The 19,416-nt window shown below is 65.3% G+C and carries 17 protein-coding genes; 12 read left to right on the forward strand and 5 right to left on the reverse strand.

What is annotated here, in order from left to right; genetic code table 11:
* Positions 1-225 precede the first annotated feature (225 nt).
* From GQO94_RS00735 to tpiA, 3 genes are all read right to left on the reverse strand, one after another.
* The gene (locus GQO94_RS00735; RefSeq protein WP_156839229.1) at positions 226-1,854 is read right to left on the reverse strand and encodes a CTP synthase; all 1,629 of its coding nucleotides are present in this window, start codon (positions 1,852-1,854) and stop codon (positions 226-228) included.
* A gap of 137 nt (positions 1,855-1,991) precedes the next feature.
* Complete coding sequence (secG, locus tag GQO94_RS00740; protein WP_156839230.1) at positions 1,992-2,396, reverse strand: preprotein translocase subunit SecG; 405 nt, start codon at positions 2,394-2,396, stop codon at positions 1,992-1,994.
* Positions 2,397-2,532: 136 nt separating this feature from the next.
* Positions 2,533-3,291, reverse strand: a complete 759-nt coding sequence (gene tpiA / locus GQO94_RS00745) for a triose-phosphate isomerase (protein ID WP_156839231.1) — start codon at positions 3,289-3,291, stop codon at positions 2,533-2,535.
* 221 nt (positions 3,292-3,512) lie between these two features.
* On the opposite strand from tpiA, the gene GQO94_RS00750 reads away from it, so the two are divergent.
* From GQO94_RS00750 to lexA, 9 genes are all read left to right on the forward strand, one after another.
* Positions 3,513-5,462: a peptidylprolyl isomerase gene (locus GQO94_RS00750; protein WP_156839232.1), complete on the forward strand. Its 1,950-nt coding sequence runs from the start codon at positions 3,513-3,515 to the stop codon at positions 5,460-5,462.
* Positions 5,463-5,469: 7 nt separating this feature from the next.
* Positions 5,470-6,993 (forward strand): anthranilate synthase component I, encoded by a 1,524-nt coding sequence (gene trpE / locus GQO94_RS00755; protein ID WP_156839233.1) that lies wholly within the window; start codon positions 5,470-5,472, stop codon positions 6,991-6,993.
* Between the two features lie 10 nt (positions 6,994-7,003).
* A complete protein-coding gene (locus GQO94_RS00760) occupies positions 7,004-7,798 on the forward strand; it encodes a phosphodiester glycosidase family protein (protein WP_156839234.1) in 795 nt (264 codons plus the stop codon).
* Positions 7,795-8,379: an anthranilate synthase component II gene (locus GQO94_RS00765; protein ID WP_156839235.1), complete on the forward strand. Its 585-nt coding sequence runs from the start codon at positions 7,795-7,797 to the stop codon at positions 8,377-8,379. The genes GQO94_RS00760 and GQO94_RS00765 overlap by 4 nt, the downstream gene beginning before the upstream one ends.
* On the forward strand, positions 8,376-9,371 hold the full coding sequence (trpD, locus tag GQO94_RS00770; protein WP_156839236.1) for an anthranilate phosphoribosyltransferase: 996 nt from the start codon (positions 8,376-8,378) through the stop codon (positions 9,369-9,371). Before GQO94_RS00765 ends, trpD begins: the two co-directional genes overlap by 4 nt.
* Before the next feature lie 11 nt (positions 9,372-9,382).
* Positions 9,383-10,171 (forward strand): indole-3-glycerol phosphate synthase TrpC, encoded by a 789-nt coding sequence (gene trpC / locus GQO94_RS00775; RefSeq protein ID WP_156839237.1) that lies wholly within the window; start codon positions 9,383-9,385, stop codon positions 10,169-10,171.
* A gap of 5 nt (positions 10,172-10,176) precedes the next feature.
* The gene (gene moaC / locus GQO94_RS00780; protein WP_156839238.1) at positions 10,177-10,656 is read left to right on the forward strand and encodes a cyclic pyranopterin monophosphate synthase MoaC; all 480 of its coding nucleotides are present in this window, start codon (positions 10,177-10,179) and stop codon (positions 10,654-10,656) included.
* Positions 10,656-11,876, forward strand: a complete 1,221-nt coding sequence (locus GQO94_RS00785; protein WP_156839239.1) for a molybdopterin molybdotransferase MoeA — start codon at positions 10,656-10,658, stop codon at positions 11,874-11,876. The genes moaC and GQO94_RS00785 overlap by 1 nt, the downstream gene beginning before the upstream one ends.
* Before the next feature lie 68 nt (positions 11,877-11,944).
* Positions 11,945-12,634: a transcriptional repressor LexA gene (lexA, locus tag GQO94_RS00790; RefSeq protein ID WP_156839240.1), complete on the forward strand. Its 690-nt coding sequence runs from the start codon at positions 11,945-11,947 to the stop codon at positions 12,632-12,634.
* On the opposite strand, the gene GQO94_RS00795 is transcribed toward lexA, so the two are convergent.
* Complete coding sequence (locus GQO94_RS00795) at positions 12,628-14,790, reverse strand: ComEC/Rec2 family competence protein (RefSeq protein WP_232332700.1); 2,163 nt, start codon at positions 14,788-14,790, stop codon at positions 12,628-12,630. The two genes, lexA and GQO94_RS00795, sit on opposite strands and share 7 nt — an antisense overlap.
* A 142-nt stretch (positions 14,791-14,932) precedes the next feature.
* Here GQO94_RS00795 and gltX point away from each other — a divergent pair, with 142 nt between their 5' ends.
* The 3 genes from gltX (at position 14,933) to GQO94_RS00810 (ending at position 18,000) form a co-directional block, all read left to right on the forward strand.
* Positions 14,933-16,375, forward strand: coding sequence for a glutamate--tRNA ligase (gene gltX / locus GQO94_RS00800; protein WP_156839242.1), 1,443 nt, complete (start codon positions 14,933-14,935; stop codon positions 16,373-16,375).
* 15 nt (positions 16,376-16,390) lie between these two features.
* A complete protein-coding gene (locus GQO94_RS00805; RefSeq protein WP_156839243.1) occupies positions 16,391-17,674 on the forward strand; it encodes a citrate synthase in 1,284 nt (427 codons plus the stop codon).
* A 119-nt stretch (positions 17,675-17,793) separates the two neighbouring features.
* Entirely contained in the window at positions 17,794-18,000 is a 207-nt protein-coding gene (locus tag GQO94_RS00810) for a hypothetical protein (protein WP_156839244.1), read from the forward strand.
* A gap of 8 nt (positions 18,001-18,008) precedes the next feature.
* On the opposite strand, the gene GQO94_RS00815 is transcribed toward GQO94_RS00810, so the two are convergent.
* Positions 18,009-19,415, reverse strand: coding sequence for a sensor histidine kinase (locus GQO94_RS00815; RefSeq protein WP_156839245.1), 1,407 nt, complete (start codon positions 19,413-19,415; stop codon positions 18,009-18,011).
* Position 19,416: the final 1 nt, after the last annotated feature.

A 19,416-nucleotide genomic window follows, 5' to 3' on the forward strand; every position in this document is an offset into this window, starting at 1 on the left:
TCCGGGTCGCTTTTGACGGTCGTCATCGGGGTAAGCTCGTGTTTCAGACCCGAACTTCTTAGCTTCGACAAACCCGTACCGAGCGATCTGATCCCCCTGTAACGAAATTTTATGTAAATTAGATGCGAACGCTCGATCGGAATGCGCCGTAGCGCATCACAGACGAAATATTCAAGTCACCCAACTGACAATGTCAAAAAATAACTTGCATCAAGTTTTCGACGATCAAACGAGGCGCGCCTGCCGCACTGCAGCAGCGATGAACTGCGCGAACAACGGATGAGGATCGAACGGTTTGCTCTTCAGTTCGGGATGGAACTGCACACCGACGAACCACGGGTGATCCGGGCGCTCCACGATTTCGGGTAGCAGCCCATCGGGCGACATGCCCGAAAAGATCAGTCCATCCCGCTCCAGCGCTTCGCGGTAGGACCCGTTGACTTCGTACCGGTGACGATGGCGTTCCGAGATCTCTGTCGCATTGTAAATCGCCGCGACATGGCTGTTTGGCGAGAGTTTCGCGGGATACGCGCCCAGCCGCATCGTGCCGCCGAGATCGCCGCCTTCCGCGCGCGTCTGCAAGCCATCTTCGCTCATCCACTCGGTGATGATTCCCACGACCGGCTCCTCGGTCGAGCCGAACTCGGTGGAGGATGCGTTGGCGATGCCCGCCGCGCGTGCGCCCTCGATGCAGGCCATCTGCATGCCCAGGCAAATCCCGAAGAACGGAACGGCATGCTCGCGCGCGAAGCGCACGCTGGCGATCTTGCCCTCGGTGCCGCGCTCACCGAATCCGCCGGGTACGAGAATACCGTGCATCGGCTCGAGCAGCGGAACGACTTCGGCATCCTCACGCTCGAAAACTTCGGCGTCGATCCAGCGGATGTGAACTTTGACCTTGTTGGCGAGACCGCCGTGGACCAGCGCTTCGTTGAGCGACTTGTAAGCGTCGGGCAGGCCGACGTACTTGCCGACCACGCCGATAGTCACTTCGCCTTCAGGCTGCTCGTAACGCGCGACGATGTCCGACCACGTCGTAAGTTCAGGCTCGGGCGCGGTCAGGCCGAAATGGTGCAGGACTTCGGCATCGAGGCCCTCAGCATGATACTGCAACGGCACCGAATAGATGTTGGGCGCATCGAGCGCCGGGATGACCGCCTCGCGACGTACGTTGCAGAACTGCGCGATCTTGCTGCGTTCGCCCTCGGGCAGTGGCCGCTCGCAGCGGCACAGCAGAATGTCGGGCTGGATCCCCAGCCCCGTCAGCTCGCGAACCGAATGCTGCGTCGGTTTGGTTTTCAGCTCGCCCGCTGCCGCAATGTACGGGACCAGCGTGACATGCACGAAGCAGGTCTGCTCCCTGCCCAGCTCATTCTTGAGCTGGCGCATGGCCTCGACGAAAGGAAGACCTTCGATATCGCCCACGGTGCCGCCGATTTCACACAGCACGAAATCGAGATCGTCGAGTTCGGCTTGCGCGAACGTCTTGATCGCATCGGTGACGTGCGGGATCACCTGCACCGTCGCGCCCAGATAGTCGCCGCGACGCTCCTTCGCGATGATGTCGCGATAAATGCGTCCGGACGTGATGTTGTCGGATTGCTGTGCCGGTACGCCGGTGAAGCGCTCGTAATGGCCGAGATCGAGATCCGTCTCGGCGCCGTCGTCGGTAACGTAGACTTCGCCGTGCTGGTAGGGGCTCATCGTCCCCGGATCCACGTTAAGATAGGGATCGAACTTGCGGATCCGAACTTTGTAGCCGCGCGCCTGGAGCAATGCCGCCAGGCTCGCCGCCATGAGACCCTTGCCAAGCGAGGAAACCACGCCGCCGGTAATGAAAATATGCCGCGCCATGGGATTGGGGCCTTAGTTCGTCACGAACGGCAAGCGCAAGCCAATGCGCCGCCGATACAAAGGTTTGCAAATCCGGAGGGTCCGGAAGGCGGAGAGCCGGCGGCTGGCGGTCTGGCGAGGGCCGGACCGCCGCAAGGTCACTGCCCGGCTGCGCCCGCGAGCGGATCGTCGCTTTGCTGAGCGGGCGTTTCGGCCGGCGGTGCCGGCGCCGGCGCCGCGTTCGAATCGGCTGCCGGAGCGAGCGGATCGGACGGAGCGACAGGGGCGACGGTGCGCTCGAGCGAGGTATCGATCTCGCGCCCCGTGGTCACGTTGACCGCCATCGCGGCCAGAAGAATGGAAAGCAGGACGAAGATCGTTGCCAGCACGGCCGTGGAACGCGTCAGAAAGTCCGCTGCGCCGCGGGCCGACATCAGACCCGACGGGCTGCCGCCACCGCCAACGCCCAGTCCGCCGCCTTCAGAGCGTTGAACGAGAATCACACCGACCAGCGCCGCTGCGACCAGGGCCTGCACCACGGTGAGAAATAAGAAGAGCGACATGTCCGGTTGCGTTCCCTCGGATCCGGTTCGTATTCAAGATGCATCGTCGGCATAGCATGCGCGATCGACGTCCGGTCGCGCAGATAAGCGCAACGACGCTTCGGCGCAAGCTTGCGCCGAGCCGAAGTGTTTGCGCTCAGCTCTCGTCGAGGGAGGCGGCGGCGCCGACAATGGCGAGAAAGCTCTCGGCGGAAAGACTGGCCCCACCGACCAGTGCACCACCCACTTCGTCCACGGCCAGCAGTTCCGCAGCGTTCTCCGCCTTGACGGAACCACCGTAGAGAATGCGCACCGCCGCGCCCGCATCGCCGTAGATCCCGACGAGGGACTCGCGGATCTTCGCATGCATTTTCGCAACGTCGTCGGTGGAAGGGACCCGGCCGGTACCGATCGCCCAGACCGGCTCATACGCGACTGAAAGCTTTTCTGCGGCGGCTTCGCTGCGCGGCACCGAACCCTCGATCTGCGCGGCGACGACCGCCTCGGCTTTGCCGGCGTCGCGTTGGGCTTCGGTTTCCCCGACGCAAACGATCACGGAAAGGCCCGCCGCGAGCGCCGTTTCGGCCTTGGCCTTGACCACGGCATCGCTTTCGGCGTGCAGCGCACGTCGTTCGGAATGGCCGACGATGGTGAAATCCGCGCCTGCGTCCTTGAGCATCGCCGCGGAAATATCGCCGGTGAAGGCGCCGCTTTCCTCGACATGGCAATCCTGCCCTCCGACGCCGATGATTTCGACAGCGTCGCGCGTCCTGAAGATCAGCGTTCCCGGCGGCGCGACGGCTACCTGAACCTTGGGAAGCCGAGCCGCAGCCCGATCGATCGCACGCGCCTCGTTCAACATGGCACGCGTGCCATTCATCTTCCAGTTTCCGACGATGTAACGCTGAGCCTTCATGTCCGTCCTTGTATGCCTTCCAAGTCCCGGCATTCTTGATTCGCGGGCCGGGCAGCTAGGCCAGGCTCCGAGCGATTGTCAAAGTGCCGCGTTGGTCCTTGCGGGAATAACTGCCAGGCGAGGCCGCCCATTGCAGGAATCCCGATAGGCTCCTAAGGCAAGGCCCCAAGAACCCGCAAGCGCTATCGCCACCAATAGCCAGACCATCCCGGCCAGGAACCATGCTCTCCATCTTTCGCAAGCTCCTCCACTCGAAGGTCGGCGCCGTAATCGGTATCGCCTTCCTCGTGCTCATCGCGCTCGCCTTCGCCAGCGGCGACGTTGCCAACAACGCCGGATTCGGCGGCATCGGCGGCGGAAACAAAGTGGCCAAGGTCGGCGACGAAAGTATCGATGCCGCCATGCTGAGCCAGTCGGCGACCGCAGGGCTCGATCGCGTCAAGCAGGAACAGCCGACGATGTCGATGCGTGCGTTCCTGTCAGCGGGCGCACTCGACGATATTCTGCAGGACCTGATCGACCGGACAGCGATCGCCGTGTTCGGCAAGCGGAACGGGATCGTCGCCGGCAATCGCCTGATCGATAGCGAGATCGCGACGATGGGCGCTTTCCAAGGCCCCGATGGCAAGTTCAGCGAGAGCGCCTATCGCGTAGCAATGCAGCAGCGCGGCATTTCCGAAGCACTGCTGCGCGACGATTTGTCGCAAGGGCTGATCGCGCGGCAATTGCTGGTTCCTGCCAGCTTCGGCACCAAACTGCCGCGCCAGCTCGCCACGCGTTACGCAGGCCTGCTCCAGGAACGCCGCGAAGGCACCGTCGTCGTGCTGCCCTCGCTGGTCTTCGGCCCCAAGGACAAGCCCACCGACAAGCAGCTTGCCGAGTACTACAAGGCGCATACCGACGAGTTCATTCGTCCCGAGCGACGCATCGTGCGCTACGCGACGTTCGGCGAGGACGCGGTGAAGAACGTGCCGGCTCCGACCGATGCGGAAATCGCCGCGCGCTACAACGCCAACAAGGCGCAGTACCAACCCGTCCAGCGCCGCCGGATCACGCAAGTGATCGTCCCGACCGAGGCCGCCGCTAAGGCCGTGGCCGCCGAAGTCTCGGGCGGGACCTCGCTCGAGAAAGCGGCGCAGGAAAAAGGGCTGAGCGCCGCGAATCTCGAATACTACACCAAGCCCGATCTTGCCGCGCAGTTTTCTCCGGCCGTGGCCGACGCCGTCTTCGCCGCCTCGAGCGGGGCCCTCGCCACGCCCGCGAAGAGCGCCTTGGGCTGGCATGTCACTCGCGTCGATGAAGTGCAGGATCGCAAGGGCCGCTCGCTCGCGGAAGCCCGCCCCGAGATCTCCGAACAGATCGCGGTGGAAAAGCGCCGCGCCGCGCTGACCGACTTGCTCGCCAGCCTCGAAGACAAGTTCGACGATGGCGCCACTCTCGGCGAAGTGGCCAAAGACATCGGGATCCAGGTCCAGGCGACCGGACAAGTGACCGCGGACGGCAAGCTTTACCTCGACAAGGAAGGCAAGACCGTATCCGAGACTATCGGCCCGGTTCTGAAGACCGCCTTCACTATGGAACCGCAGGAGCCGCAGGTCGCCGAGACCGAGCGCGGCAAGACCTTCGCGATCTACGATGTGCAAGAAGTCTTTCCCTCGGCCCCTGCCCCGCTTGCCGAGATCAAGAACGACGTGTTGCTCTCCTACGCGATCGACAAGGGTTACGCGGCAGCCAAGGCCGCAGCCGTGAAGATGCAGGCCGCGCTGAAGAAGGGCACCTCGCTGGAGAAGGCGATGGCCGACGCCGGACGCCCGCTTCCGCCGGTCCAGCGCGTCGGCATGTCGCGCCCCGATCTGTCGCGCGCCCAGCAGGCCGGTCGCGAGATCCCGCCGCCGGTGCGGCTGATGTTCTCGATGGCCAAGGGCTCGACCAAGGTCCAGGCGGCGCCCAATCGCCGCGGCTGGTTCGTGGTAACGCTCGACGCGATCAAGCCGGGCGAAGTCGCGGACAACTCGCCGCTCATCGGCGCGACCCAGCGCGAGCTGGGCCAGGTCGCGGGCAATGAATATGCCCAGGCGCTGCGTAAGGCGATCCTTGGCGACGTCGGCAGTGAGAAGAACGAGACGGCGGTTCGGGCAGTGCGCGACCAGCTGCTCGGCGGGCCGAACTGACGACACCATGATCGCGGCGCAGGACGAGACGGCGATCAGGACGCAGGCGCTTGCGCGTCTTGCCGAAGGCGTGCCCGGCGTCGTCTGGAAGAAGATCATCGCCGATACCGAAACCCCGGTCGGCGCGGCACTGAAGTTGTTCGAGCCGGAGCGCGGCGACTTTCTACTGGAATCAGTCGAAGGCGGCGAGACTCGCGGACGCTACAGCCTGCTCGGCCTCGATCCCGATCTGGTGTTCCGTGCCCAAGGGGATGCTTGCGAAGTCAATCGTGAGTGGTGGTATGACCGGGAAGCGTTCGTCGCGCTGCCCGGCGGAGCTCTTGCCGAGCTGCGCGCGCTGGTCGAAGCCTGCCGGTTTCCCGTGCCGGAAGAACTCCCGCCCGCGCTGGCCTGCCTGGTCGGCTATTTCGGCTACGAGACGGTGGGTCTCGTCGAAAAGCTGCCGCGCGCGCCCGCCAACGAAATCGGCATGCCGGACATGCTGTTCGTCCGTCCCTCGGTGATCCTCGTGTTCGACCGGCTTGGCGACGAGCTCTATTGCGTGGCCCCGATCTGGCCTTCGACAACGGAGCCGGAACAGGCCCTGGATCGCGCGAGCGAGCGTATCGACGAAGTCCTGCGCCGCCTCGCGCTGCCGATACCTGACCCGGACGGTGCCACCGACTTGCCCGAACCGCAGCCCCAGCCGATCGTTTCCGCTGCCGAATACGCATCGCGTGTGATGCAGGCGAAGGCCTACATCGAGGCCGGAGATATCTTCCAGGTGGTGCTGGCGCAGCGTTTCACTTGCCCCTTCACCTTGGCGCCGATCGCACTCTATCGGGCTCTGCGACGGGTGAACCCTTCCCCGTTCCTCTATTTCCTCGATCTGCCCGGCTTTGCGCTGACGGGGTCCAGCCCCGAGATCCTGGTGCGCGTGCGCGACGGAGAAGTGACGATTCGTCCGATCGCCGGCACCCGGCCGCGCGGAAGCACGCCGAGCGAAGACCGAGCCAACGAGGCCAGTCTGCTTGCCGATCCCAAGGAGCGGGCCGAACACCTCATGCTGCTCGATCTTGGCCGCAACGACGTCGGGCGCGTGGCGAAAGCGGGCACGGTCGAAGTGACCGGCAGCTACACGATCGAGCGCTATAGCCATGTGATGCACATCGTATCCAACGTCGTCGGTCGCCTCGATGCGGCAAAGCACGATGCCATCGACGCCGTGTTCGCGGGCTTTCCGGCGGGCACGGTCAGCGGCGCGCCCAAGGTGCGAGCCTGCGAGGTCATCGCCGAACTCGAGCATGAAGCGCGCGGGGCTTATGGCGGAGGCGTCGGCTATTTCGCGCCCGATGGATCGGTCGATTCCTGCATCGTCCTGCGCACGGCGGTGGTGAAGGATGGCGTGATGCACGTGCAGGCGGGTGCCGGGATCGTTGCCGATTCGGATCCCGCCTACGAACAACGCGAATGCGAAGCGAAGGCCGGCGCGCTGTTTGCTGCCGCGCGAGAAGCGGTGCGCATCGCCGGAGAGCCCGGCTTCGGACAATGAGCGTCAGGCCATGAAGGGCGAATTTGCGCTGTCGGCGCTGCTGTTGCTTGCAGGCTGCGGCGGAAGCGAGCCCAAACCCGTTGCCGAAGCACCGCCCCCGCCACCGTGCGAAAGCGCAAGCTTCGAAGGCAGCCCCCTCACCCACTGCATCGCCGATCCCGCGCGGCATCGCATCCGGACCGTGCTGGGGCCCGAGGGTGGCCCTCCCTATCGCAGTCTGTCGCAACTCGCGCTGGGCCTCGGCAACGAGGGGCCCGATGTCGCCTTCGCGATGAATGGCGGGATGTTCGATGCCGAGGGGCAGCCGATCGGCTATTATGTCGAGGATGGCGAGCGCCGCCACACGCTCAACCGCAATGAAGGGAGCGGGAACTTCCATCTGCTCCCCAATGGCGTGTTCTATGGCAGCGACGATCGCTGGGCAGTGCGCACCAGCGAGGATTTCGCCGCGAAAGTCAGCAAGCGCCCCAAGTTCGGGACGCAATCCGGGCCGATGCTGGTGATCGCCGGCGAGCTTCATCCAAAATTCGATGAGGACGGCGAATCCCGCAAGATCCGCAACGGCGTCGGCGTCGACGGCAAGGGCCGCGCACACTTCGTGATCAGCGATGCACCGATCTCCTTCGGCAAGTTCGCCCGCTATTTCCGGGATCGTCTCAAGACGCCCAATGCGCTGTTCCTCGACGGCAGCGTTTCCTCCTTGTGGGACCCGCATGTCGGTCGCGTCGACGGCGGGCCGCCGCTCGGCCCCTTGATCGTCGTCGAGAATCGCGCGAAGGCACCCAAAGCAAAGGGCGCCGAATGATCCTCGTCATCGACAATTACGACAGTTTCACCTGGAACCTGGTCCATTACCTCATGGAACTGGGCACCGAAGTCGAAGTCGTGCGCAACGATGCGCTGTCGGCCGGGCAGGCCCTGTCGAGCGGGGCGAAGGGCTTTCTCATATCGCCGGGCCCCTGCACACCGAACGAGGCCGGGATCAGCCTAGATCTCGTTGCCGCCTGCGCCGAAGCGGGTCGCCCGCTGCTCGGCGTCTGCCTCGGACATCAGGCGATCGGCCAGCATTTCGGCGGCAAGGTGGTGCGCGGCGGATTGATGCACGGCAAGACCTCGCCCGTGACGCACGACGGGTCGGGCCTGTTCGCGGGGCTGCCCTCGCCGTTCACGGCCACCCGCTATCACTCGCTGGTCGTCGATGCCGTGCCCGATACGCTGCTCGTCAACGCCACCTCCGACGATGCCTTCGCGATGGGCTTTCGCCACCGCGAGTTGCCGATCCACGGGGTGCAGTTCCACCCCGAGAGCATTGCCACCGAGCATGGCCATGCCCTGCTCGCCAATTTCCTGGCGATCTGCGGCATCGATGCGCGGTTGCCGGCATGAGCGCGCTACCGCCCGTTGCCGAACCGCTCGATGAAAGCGCGGCGCACGCCGCCTTTGCCGCCGTGCTCGACGGAGACGCCTCCGACGCCGAGATCACGCGGTTCCTGATCGCCTTGTCGGACCGGGGCGAGACTGCCGCCGAGATTGCCGGAGCGGCGCGTGCCCTGCGCGAGCGAATGATCACCATTTCGGCACCGGCCAACGCCATCGACGTGTGCGGCACCGGAGGCGATGGGCATCATACCCTCAACGTCTCGACTGCGGTTTCGCTGGTGGTCGCTGCCGCGGGCGTACCGGTGGCCAAGCACGGCAACCGCGCGGCGTCCTCGAAATCGGGCGCGGCGGACACGCTAGAGGCGCTCGGCCTCAACCTCGACCGCGCGATGGAAACGGCGGAGGAGACGCTGGGCGATCTCGGCATCTGCTTCCTGTTCGCCGCGCGCCACCATCCCGCGATGGGGCGGATCATGCCGATCCGCAAATCAATCGGGCGCCGCACGATCTTCAATCTGATGGGCCCGCTCGCCAATCCGGCGCAAGTGTCGCGGCAGCTCGTGGGGATCGCCCGCCCGGCCTACGTGCCGATCTACGGTGAAGCCCTGGCCCTCCTCGGCACCGACCATTCGATGGTCGTCTCAGGCGACGAGGGACTCGACGAGCTCAGCCTGGCTGGCGGCAACGAATGCGCCAACATTACCGCCGGCGGCGTGCGCATGAGCCGGATTCATCCTGGCGACGCAAGCCTTCCCGAAGCCCCCGTCACGGCCCTTCGTGGCGGCGATGCGCGCTACAATGCGTCTGCGCTCAAACGTTTGCTCGAGGGCGAAGACGGAGCGTACCGCAATGCGGTGCTGTTCAACGCCGCGGCGGCGCTGGTGCTTGCCGGCGTTGCCAGCGACTTGCGCGACGGCGCCGAGGACGCGGCCGAAGTCATCGACCGGGGGCTTGCCAAGGCGCTACTCGACTGCTGGATCGCGACGACCTCGAAATGACGACAGGCGCCATGTCCGACAAGCTCGCCGAAATCTGCGCCACCAAACGCGAGGAAGTCGCCGCGCGCAAGGCCGACGCGACGATCGCCGATCTCGACGCGCGCGCCGCGCGGCAAACCGCGCCGCGCGGTTTTCGCGCTGCGCTCGAACGCAAGGCGGCGGACGGTTTCGCGCTGATAGCGGAAATCAAGAAAGCTTCGCCTTCCAAGGGATTGATACGACCCGATTTTCGCCCTGCCGAACATGCCATCGCGTACGAGCGCGGTGGAGCCGCGTGCCTCTCCGTGCTGACCGATGCGCCCTACTTCCAGGGTCACGAAGACTACTTGATGGACGCGCGCGCGGCTTGTGCCCTGCCCGTCCTGCGCAAGGACTTCATGGTCGATCCCTGGCAAGTCGCCGAAGCTCGCGCGATCGGTGCCGACGCGATCCTCGTGATTGTCGCCGCTTTGTCCGACGATCAGATGGCCGATATCGAAGCGGCTGCGATCGAGCGAGGCATGGACGTGCTGGTCGAGGTCCATGACGAGGCCGAGATGGAGCGTGCCGCGCGCCTCAAATCGCGCCTGATCGGAGTGAACAACCGCGATCTCAAGCGCTTCGTTACCGACATCGCCGTCACCGAGCGGCTCGCGCCGCTGGCTCCCGAAGGCACGTTGCTGGTGAGCGAAAGCGGGATCGGCACCCACGCAGACCTGCGACGCCTCGCCCCCTGCGCGCGGACCTTCCTCGTCGGCGAAAGCCTGATGCGCCAGCCCGACGTCGAGACCGCGACTCGCGCCTTGCTGACGGGGGGCTAACCGCAATGGGTAAGACCCTCACGCATATCGACGAAACTGGCGCCGCGCGCATGGTGGACGTGGGCGGCAAGGCGGAGACGGCCCGGCTCGCGGTCGCCTCCGGCCGCATCCGCATGAGCGCGGACGCGCTGAAGGCGGTTCGCAACGGCGATGCGCCGAAAGGCGACGTCCTTGGAACCGCTCGCATCGCGGGGATCCTTGCCGCCAAGAAAACCGGCGATCTGATCCCGATGTGCCATCCGCTCGCGCTCGATGCGGTGAATATCGAATTCGGCTTCGAAGACGACGCTATCCGCGCCACTGCCACGGCCTCTCTCACCGGCAGAACAGGCGTGGAAATGGAAGCGATGACAGCGACTTGCGTCGCACTTCTGACGATTTACGACATGGCCAAGGCGCTCGACAAGGGCATGGTGATCGAGCAAGTGCGCCTGATCGAGAAGCGCGGCGGAAAGTCCGGTCACTGGCGCGTGGATGGGGTTTGATGGCGAAAATTCCGCCGATCCCGTTGGGCGAAGCCCAGGCACGATTGCTGGCCCTCGCCTCGCCCCTTCCGATCGAGCGCGTGGACGTTTCGGGTGCGATCGGCCGCTATCTGGCCGAGCCGCTTCTGGCACGCCGAACGCAGCCTGCCGCCGATCTTTCGGCGATGGACGGCTATGCCATCCGCTCGGGCGATCTCGAGGGGCCCTGGCGCGTCATCGGCGAGAGCGCGGCGGGCCATCCGCATGGAGGACCGATCCATCCAGGCGAAGCAGTGCGCATCGCCACGGGTGCGCTGATGCCGGCCGATGCCGGTGCAGTGCTCCTCCAGGAAGACATCGCCCGCGAAAGCGATGCCATTCGCTTCATCGGCGAGCTTCCCGAGCCACCCGACAAACATATCCGGCGCTGCGGTCTCGATTTTCGCGAGGGACAAGTGGTCCTGCCCGCCGGCATCCGCATTGGTCCCGCACAAGCGGCACTGGCGATCGCCGCGGGGCACAAGCACATGCCGGTGCCTCGCCGCCCTCGCGTATCCGTTATCGACAGCGGCGATGAGCTCGCCGCAGATCCCGATCTTTGCGCGAAGCACCAGATCCCTGCGAGCAACGCGCTTATGCTGACGGCGATGGTCCGCGGCCTGCCCGTCGATGCCACGCGTTTCGGGCCCGTGCCCGACACGATGGATGCGCTTGCCGAGACGCTGGAGCAGGCGAGCGACAGCGACGTCATCGTCACCAGTGGCGGTGCTTCGGTGGGCGATCACGATCTGGTGAAGCCGGCGCTCGAGGCATGGGGCGCGAAGCTCGACTTCTGGCGGGTGGCGATCAAGCCCGGCAAGCCCATTCTGGTGGCGACGCGCGACACCGACGCGGGCCGTCAGCTCATCATCGGCCTGCCGGGCAATCCGGTTTCGAGTTACGTGACGGCGTTTCTTTTCGTCATGCCGCTCTTGCGCCACCTCCTCGGCGCATCCGAGCCCCTCCCCCGCCGCTTTCGGACCACTCTCGGCGCTGCGGTTCCAGCGACCACCTCGCGTCAGGAATTCCGCCGGGCGGCCTGGAACGGCGAAACGGTGGAGCCGCTCGCAGTGCAGGACAGCGGCGCGCTGGCCTCGCTATCGGCGAGCAATGTCCTGATCGACCGCCCGCCGCACTCGCCTGCGGGGCAGCCCGGCGATGCAGCATGGGTGTACTGGCTCGAAAACGGCGGTTTTGCTTGACGGTGTAAAGATCGTTGCTTACTTGTTCCTCTATTGTTCACTAAAAGAACGCCCGAGGAGGCGGCCCGATGCTGACCCGCAAGCAACACGAACTGCTCCGTTTCATCCAACAGCGTTTGGAGGAGACCGGCATTTCCCCCAGCTTCGAGGAAATGAAGGACGCGCTCGACCTCAAGTCGAAATCGGGAGTGCATCGCCTCATCTCGGCGCTCGAGGAACGCGAGTTCATTCGGCGCTTGCCCAACCGGGCGCGTGCGCTCGAAGTGCTGAAGCAGCCGGAAGATGTCGTGAAGCGGGAGCCGACGGCCGCGATACCGCCGCCAGCCAACAGCAATGCGAAGCCTGCGCGGGTCGAAGTACCGCAGGCGGCGAACGATGTTATCGAAGTGCCGCTGCACGGACGCATCGCCGCCGGCGTGCCGATCGAAGCGCTGGAAGGGCAGACCTCGCTTTCGGTGCCGGCGGCTTTGCTGGGATCGGGCGAGCACTATGCGCTCGAAGTTTCCGGCGATTCGATGATCGAGGCGGGCATTCTCGATGGCGATTTCGCCCTGGTGAAGCGCACCGATACCGCGCGCGACGGCGAGATCGTCGTCGCCCTGGTGCGGGGCGAGGAAGCGACGCTCAAGTATTTGCGTCGCGAGCGGGGGATGGTCCGGCTCGATCCGGCCAATGCCGCCTATGAGCCGCAAGTCTACAGTTCCGACGACGTGGTCGTGCAAGGCAAGCTCGCGGGTCTGCTGCGCCGCTATCACTGATCGCTTTTGACACCTGGTGAGAGGCCGGGATCGCGCGGCGGTTCCGATCTCCGCTTACGGGGTTCGCGTGATCGCCACCAACCGTGCCGGCCTTCGCTTTCGGCGACGGTCGTGACCTTCGGCCCATCCAGGTCGATCGTCAGTCCTCCCGTCCGCGACAGCGTGCGGCGGTCGACCTTGAGCGTCGTCGGCCGGCAACTGTACGGCAGCCAACGATCGCTGATGACGATGTCTGCGCGCTCGCAGGACGCGGCAAGTGCACGCTCGGGCACCATTTCGGTGCCGCGCGACATCAGCAGACGCCAGATCCGCCCCCCGCGTTCGATCGCCAGCACGCAGAATTCGCGGCTGCAGCGCGCCTCGGGCCAGTCCTCGAGTGTGCGGATGTCGCCGGTCATTCCAGCCAACTCGGTCAGATTGTCGCGGACGTAGTCGCTCCGCGCTTCGCGCAGCACCAGCAAATCGCCACCGGATAGTCCGGTGATACCGACGTGTTTGCCGTCTCCGGACACCAGGATATCGGGCGGTTCGAGAAGCAGCAGGCTGACCGCCCCCACAACAGCGGGGACCAGGCCCCAGAAGCGGATCGCGCCGCTCCACAGGCCAAGCCAAAGCCCGCCGATGACGAACAGCGCATAGCCACTCGCGCCCATCGCCGGCAGCGTCGTCACTGCGCCCGGTCGCGAGGCGATCCAGTGCGCCATGGCGAGCATCGCTTCGATCGCGCTCCCCACGATCCACCACGCAGGCGCGCCTAGCCCCACCACATCAAGCAGCAGAGCGATCGCCTCCATCGGCATGATGATCGTTGTCGTCAGCGGAATGGCAACGATGTTGGCAATCGCGCCGTAAGCCCCGGCGCGATGGAAATGATAGAGACCGATCGGCATCAGCACGAGTTCGATGACCACGCCGGTGAGCAGCAGCATGCCGAAAAAGCGCAAGGTCCGCATCGCCATGGGCTCCTCGCGCGGGGCGAGGAAGCGGCGCACCGGTTCGGCTCCGGACAAGGCCACGATCGCGAGCACGGCGGCAAAACTCATCTGGAAGCTGGGCCCGACGATCGACTCCGGCCAGAGCAGAAGCACGAGAAATGCGGCGACCGCCAGCATCCTGAGCGAGAGAGCCTGCCGGCCCAGCGCCAGCGCCGCCAGTACCAGCAAGGCGCCAACGCATGAGCGCACCGTCGGCACTTGCGCCCCGGTCAGCAGGGTATAGGCGATCCCCGCCAGCGCGCCCGCCCCGGCCGCGACGATGGGTAGCCGCACCCGCAAGGCGAGCCAGGGCCAGAGCGCCAGCAAGCGGATTGCGATCAGATAGGCGGCACCGATCACGGCGCTGACGTGAAGCCCGCTGATAGACAGCAAGTGCGCCAGCCCCGCGTCGCGCATCGCCTGCGCGTCGGTCTCGGCGATGGCGCCAGGGTCCCCCGTCGCGAGCGCGGTGGCGATGCCGCCTTCCGAGCCGGTAATCTGTCCCTGGACGTGCGTTGCGAGGGCGGTCTTGATGCGCGCCAGCCCGGTCCCGCCAGGTCCGGGCTCGACGATCTCGACGTCCCCGATGAGCGAACCGGTTGCCGCCAGCCCCGAAAACCAAGCTTTGCGCGCGAAATTGTAGCCGCCGGGAAGCATGGGCGGCGCCGGGGGCATCAAACGAACCCGCAGGGCGACGATCGCGCCGGCAGCCAAAGCGGGATCATCCTTAGCCGCCGGGAGATTGACGCGCACGCGCGTCACTCCCGGCCGTTCCGGAAGCCGGGTCGCCAGCACCAGACGCGTGCGCTCCATCGCCGGTTGGTCCTCTCGCGAGAGCACGCGCCCCTCGATCGCTACGACCATCGGCCGCGCGATCGCTTCGGTTCCCACCAGTTCGGACCGGGCCCAGACCGAAAGACAGCCCGCAGCCAGCGCAAGCGGCAGCAGAATGGCCGCCTGGCGAACGAAGGGATGCTCGCCGTCGGGTCGGAACGCAGCCCCTCCGGCCCCTGCCAGCCCCAGGCAAAGCGCAACCCATCCAAGCCAATGCCACGCGGTGGGCAAGGCGAACCACGCGCCAATCCCGGCTCCGAAGGCGACGGTCAGCCAAGGGGCCCGATCGAAGCCCGTATTGCCAAGAAATCGCTCGACTTCGGCCAAGAGTCTCGACAAGCGGGCCATGGTGTTCCATGGCCTTTGTTGCATCGCAGCGCTGCCGGAAGGGTCGACCACGGCCTCGCCTGGCCGACGATCGTCCGGCTCCGGCTGACTGGGCTGCGCGGCATGGCTCGCCATTGCGGTATTGAGACACGAGGAAGACGGAATGACAAGCGTAAGCGCGACAGGCACGGCAGCGGCGGGCGCTCCCGTCGTGACCCGCTTCGCGCCTTCGCCCACGGGCTATCTGCATATCGGCGGCGCGCGCACCGCGCTGTTCAATTGGCTGTTCGCTCGCCATCATGGCGGAAAATACCTCCTGCGCATCGAAGACACCGACCGCGCCCGGTCGACCGAACCGGCGATCGCGGCGATCTTCGACGGGCTTTCCTGGCTCGGGCTCGAGGGAGACGAAGAGCCGGTCTTCCAGTTCGCGCGTTCCGACCGGCACGCCGAAGTCGCGCAGGCGCTGCTGGACAGCGGCAAGGCCTATCGCTGCTACCTGAGCAACGAGGAACTCGCCGCACGTCGCCAGAAGGCACAGGAAGAGCGTCGGCCGTTCCGCATCGACAGCGAATGGCGCGATGCCGATCCTGCCGACGCGCCTGCGGGCACTGCTTCGGTGGTGCGCATCAAGGCGCCGCGCGAGGGCGAAACCGTGATCGAGGATCTCGTCCAGGGCCGCGTCACAGTGCGCAACGAGGAACTCGACGATTTCGTCATCCTGCGATCGGATGGAACGCCGACCTACATGCTTGCCGTCGTGGTCGACGACCACGATATGGGCGTGACGCACGTCATTCGGGGCGATGACCACCTCAACAACGCCTTTCGCCAGCTCACTATCCTCGACGGGATGGGCTGGGACCGCCCGGTCTATGGGCATGTTCCCCTGATTCACGGAGCGGACGGCGCCAAGCTGTCCAAGCGGCACGGGGCGCTCGGCGTCGACAGCTATCGCGACGAGCTTGGCATCCTGCCCGAGGCCTTGTTCAATTATCTGCTGCGGCTCGGTTGGGGCCACGGTGACGACGAAATCATCGCGCGCGAGCAGGCGGTAGAATGGTTCGATATGGCGCACGTGGGCAAATCCCCGTCGCGCTTCGATCTGGCCAAGCTGCAGAACCTCAATGGCCACTACTTGCGCGAGGCGGACGATGCGCGGCTCGCCGCGCTCGCTGCGGCACGGATGCCGGGTGAGCCCGATCTGGCGCTACTGGCCCGCGCGATGCCGGTCATCAAGGTCCGCGCCCGCGATCTCGACGAGATCGCCGACGGCGCCGCGTTCCTGTTCGCGACGCGACCGCTGGATCTGACCGAGAAGGCCCAGGGGCTGCTCACCGAAGAGGCGCGCCAGCGCTTGGCCGGCATTCATGATCGGCTGTCGGGCGAAAGCGACTGGACATTGGAAACGCTGGAAGCCAGTCTCAAAGCCATGGCGGAAGAACTCGGGCTCGGGCTCGGCAAGTTGGCGCAGCCGTTGCGCGCCGCCTTGACGGGACAAACGACCTCGCCGGGAATTTTTGACGTTTTGGTATTGCTCGGACGCGACGAAAGCCTCGCGCGGATCGCGGCGCAAGCCGGGGCTCCGGCCCAATCGCAAGTATAGTAAGGAGAAGTGCAGGTGGGAAACCAGGCGAAGCTCAGCGCATCAGGCAATGATTACGACTTTCCGGTGCTCAAGGGCAGTGTCGGGCCCGATGTCGTCGACATCCGCAAGATGTACGGCCAGACCGGCATGTTCACGTTCGACCCCGGCTTCACTTCGACGGCATCGTGCGAAAGCGCGCTGACATACATCGATGGTGACGAAGGCGTTCTGCTCCATCGCGGTTATCCGATCGGCCAGCTAGCCGAGAACTCCAGCTTCATGGAGGTGAGCTATCTGCTGCTCAACGGCGAGCTGCCGGATGCCGACGAGCTTTCGAACTTCGAGTTCACCATCAGCCGCCACACAATGCTGCACGAGCAGCTGCTGCAGTTCTATCGCGGTTTCCGCCGCGATGCGCACCCGATGGCGGTGATGTGCGGCGTGGTCGGCGCGCTTTCGGCGTTCTACCACGATTCCACAGACATTTCCGATCCGCAGCACCGCAAGATCAGTTCGCACCGCCTGATCGCGAAGATGCCGACGATCGCCGCCGCTGCTTACAAGTACGCGATCGGTCAGCCCTTCCTCTACCCGGACAACTCGCTGAGCTACACGGGCAACTTCCTGCGCATGACCTTCGGCGTGCCGGCCGAGCCTTACGAGCTGCACCCGGCGGTCGAAAAGGCGATGGATCGGATCTTCATCCTCCATGCCGACCACGAGCAGAATGCTTCGACGTCGACCGTGCGTCTCGCCGGTTCCTCGGGCGCCAATCCCTTTGCCTGTATCGCAGCGGGCATCGCCTGCCTGTGGGGCCCGGCCCATGGCGGCGCCAACGAAGCGGCGCTCAACATGCTCAAGGAAATCGGCACGCCCGACAAGATTCCGCACTATATCGAGCGGGCCAAGGACAAGAACGATCCGTTCCGCCTGATGGGTTTCGGCCACCGCGTCTACAAGAACTACGACCCGCGCGCGACCGTCATGCAGACGACCGTGCGCGAAGTGTTCGATGCGCTCAAGGTCACCGATCCGCTGTTCGAGACCGCACTGCGGCTCGAGGAGATCGCGCTCAACGATCCGTATTTCGTAGAGAAAAAGCTGTTCCCGAACGTCGACTTCTATTCGGGCATCATTCTCTCGGCGATCGGCTTCCCGACGACGATGTTCACCGTGCTGTTCGCTCTGGCGCGCACCGTGGGCTGGGTCGCACAGTGGAACGAAATGATCTCGGATCCCGGCCAGAAGATCGGCCGTCCGCGTCAGCTCTACACGGGTCCGACGCAGCGGGACTACATTCCCGTCGATCAGCGTTAAGCACCGCGATTTGCTCATGTCGAAGGGCTCCCGCCTCGCGGCGGGGGCCCTTTCGTTTGGGCAACCCGCTTGCCAGAGTTCGCGAGCGGGCGCAGGATGGCTTCAAAGGGGAAGCATCCATGAGGATCATACGTCTAGTCCTGCTCGTGATCGGTGTGCTCGCGATCGCCATGGGGCTGCTATGGACCGGTCAGGGCACGGGGCTGGTCATGTGGCCGGCCAGCAGCTTCATGCTCGCGGACCGCAGCTGGGCGATCAACGGCGCCATCCTTGCCGTGGTGGGTGGTATCATCGTCTGGCTTGCGCGCCCACGCGCGGGGCGTTGAACGCGAGTTCAGGCTCCGCGTTCGGCCAGGACCTCGGCATCAGCGGGCACTTCGAGAATGAAGCGGGCGCCCTGCCCCCGGGCACTTTCGACGAACAGGCTGCCGTCCATCGCTTCGGCGAGCCGCCGCGCGATATAAAGCCCTAGCCCCGAGCCGCCATCCCCGCTCCGCCCCAGCCGTTCGAACTTGCGGAACACGGCTGCCTGCTCGTCCGGGTCGAGCCCCGGCCCTTCGTCGGCGACGATCAACCGCGCCCGCGCACCATGGCGTTCCAGGCTGATCGCGATACGCGAGCCCTTAGGCGAATAGTGGATCGCATTGCCGATGAGGTTCAGCAGAATCTGTAGAACGCGTCGGAACTCGGCGATGGCCGGAAGCCCGTGCCCCAGGGGCGGCAACTGCAGCGCGATGCTTTTTTCCGCCGCGCGCATGTTGAGGATGCCAGCGGCCTGACGCGCGACGTCGCCCAGATCAATCTGGTCGGGCTGCGTATGAAAATTGTCCGACTCGACGACTTCGAGATCGGCGAGATCTTCCAGCAGCTCGATCAACAGCTTGCCGGCGTTGACGATATCGCCCGCGAAGCCGGCGTAGGCATCGGGCAGTGGCCCGGCGAGCTGCATCCGGATGCTTTCCGCATTGGCAATGATTCGCGAGATCGGTTGACGCAGCACGGGCGCGACTTCCAGACCCACGATGCCCGGGCTGAGGCCAGTGGCGCTGCCGGATGCTTCGGCGGACTCGGGCGCGGGTTGCGCCGGGGCATGGTCGGACAGCAATAGCAGTTCGAATCCCGCCGGCTCGAACCCGGGGTGCGTATGCGGAATCAAAGTGACGCGCCATTCGCGATTGGACTTCGGTACCAGAACGGACGCCCCGTCGAGCAGGCGCCAATGCAGCGGCTGTCGATGGCTGGTTTCGGCGAGCGGCAGAACCTCGGTCCAGATCTTGCCGATACCTGCTTCCATTTCCGCCGCGAGGTCCGCCAGTTCGGCGCTGTCGCATGTCACTGCGAGAATGCGCTGGGCGGCATCGAGGTGCGCCGTCAGTTCCGCCACTTCGCGATCGATGTCCACTTTGCGCTGGTGGACGGCGCTCTCGCTCGCCTCGCGCACAGGTACGCCGTGCCAGCTGCGCACGACGATCTCACACCCGGTTTCGGGATCGCTGGAGGGAGAGACCTCCACCCAGGCAGTGATCGTCTCCGTCCCGTTACACGCCGTGATCGCGCGCGCGAGGCGGATCCCATAACGACGCACGCGGCGAACGAGATAAAGCAATTCGGGAATGGCGATCGTGCCGGGCATGGAGCCGCCGCACTGCGACTGCAGGCCCGCCAGGGGCTCGCCCGCCTCGATCAGACGGTCTTCGCTATCGCTGATCGCGCGCGCGATGATGGTGCCGTCGCTCGCCATA

The organism is Novosphingobium aquimarinum (genome assembly GCF_009746585.1).
Classification (GTDB): domain Bacteria; phylum Pseudomonadota; class Alphaproteobacteria; order Sphingomonadales; family Sphingomonadaceae; genus Novosphingobium; species Novosphingobium aquimarinum.

Bases quoted from the DNA above. Each gene is read 5' to 3' on its own strand.
- GQO94_RS00765 (WP_156839235.1), top strand. From the start codon at position 7,795: ATGATCCTCGTCATCGACAATTACGACAGTTTCACCTGGAACCTGGTC.
- GQO94_RS00785 (WP_156839239.1), top strand. From the start codon at position 10,656: ATGGCGAAAATTCCGCCGATCCCGTTGGGCGAAGCCCAGGCACGATTG.
- secG (WP_156839230.1), bottom strand. From the start codon at position 2,396: ATGTCGCTCTTCTTATTTCTCACCGTGGTGCAGGCCCTGGTCGCAGCG.
- GQO94_RS00760 (WP_156839234.1), top strand. From the start codon at position 7,004: ATGAAGGGCGAATTTGCGCTGTCGGCGCTGCTGTTGCTTGCAGGCTGC.
- GQO94_RS00815 (WP_156839245.1), bottom strand. From the start codon at position 19,415: ATGGCGAGCGACGGCACCATCATCGCGCGCGCGATCAGCGATAGCGAA.
- trpC (WP_156839237.1), top strand. From the start codon at position 9,383: ATGTCCGACAAGCTCGCCGAAATCTGCGCCACCAAACGCGAGGAAGTC.
- moaC (WP_156839238.1), top strand. From the start codon at position 10,177: ATGGGTAAGACCCTCACGCATATCGACGAAACTGGCGCCGCGCGCATG.
- gltX (WP_156839242.1), top strand. From the start codon at position 14,933: ATGACAAGCGTAAGCGCGACAGGCACGGCAGCGGCGGGCGCTCCCGTC.
- GQO94_RS00810 (WP_156839244.1), top strand. From the start codon at position 17,794: ATGAGGATCATACGTCTAGTCCTGCTCGTGATCGGTGTGCTCGCGATC.
- GQO94_RS00735 (WP_156839229.1), bottom strand. From the start codon at position 1,854: ATGGCGCGGCATATTTTCATTACCGGCGGCGTGGTTTCCTCGCTTGGC.
- tpiA (WP_156839231.1), bottom strand. From the start codon at position 3,291: ATGAAGGCTCAGCGTTACATCGTCGGAAACTGGAAGATGAATGGCACG.
- GQO94_RS00750 (WP_156839232.1), top strand. From the start codon at position 3,513: ATGCTCTCCATCTTTCGCAAGCTCCTCCACTCGAAGGTCGGCGCCGTA.
- trpE (WP_156839233.1), top strand. From the start codon at position 5,470: ATGATCGCGGCGCAGGACGAGACGGCGATCAGGACGCAGGCGCTTGCG.
- lexA (WP_156839240.1), top strand. From the start codon at position 11,945: ATGCTGACCCGCAAGCAACACGAACTGCTCCGTTTCATCCAACAGCGT.
- GQO94_RS00795 (WP_232332700.1), bottom strand. From the start codon at position 14,790: ATGGCCCGCTTGTCGAGACTCTTGGCCGAAGTCGAGCGATTTCTTGGC.
- trpD (WP_156839236.1), top strand. From the start codon at position 8,376: ATGAGCGCGCTACCGCCCGTTGCCGAACCGCTCGATGAAAGCGCGGCG.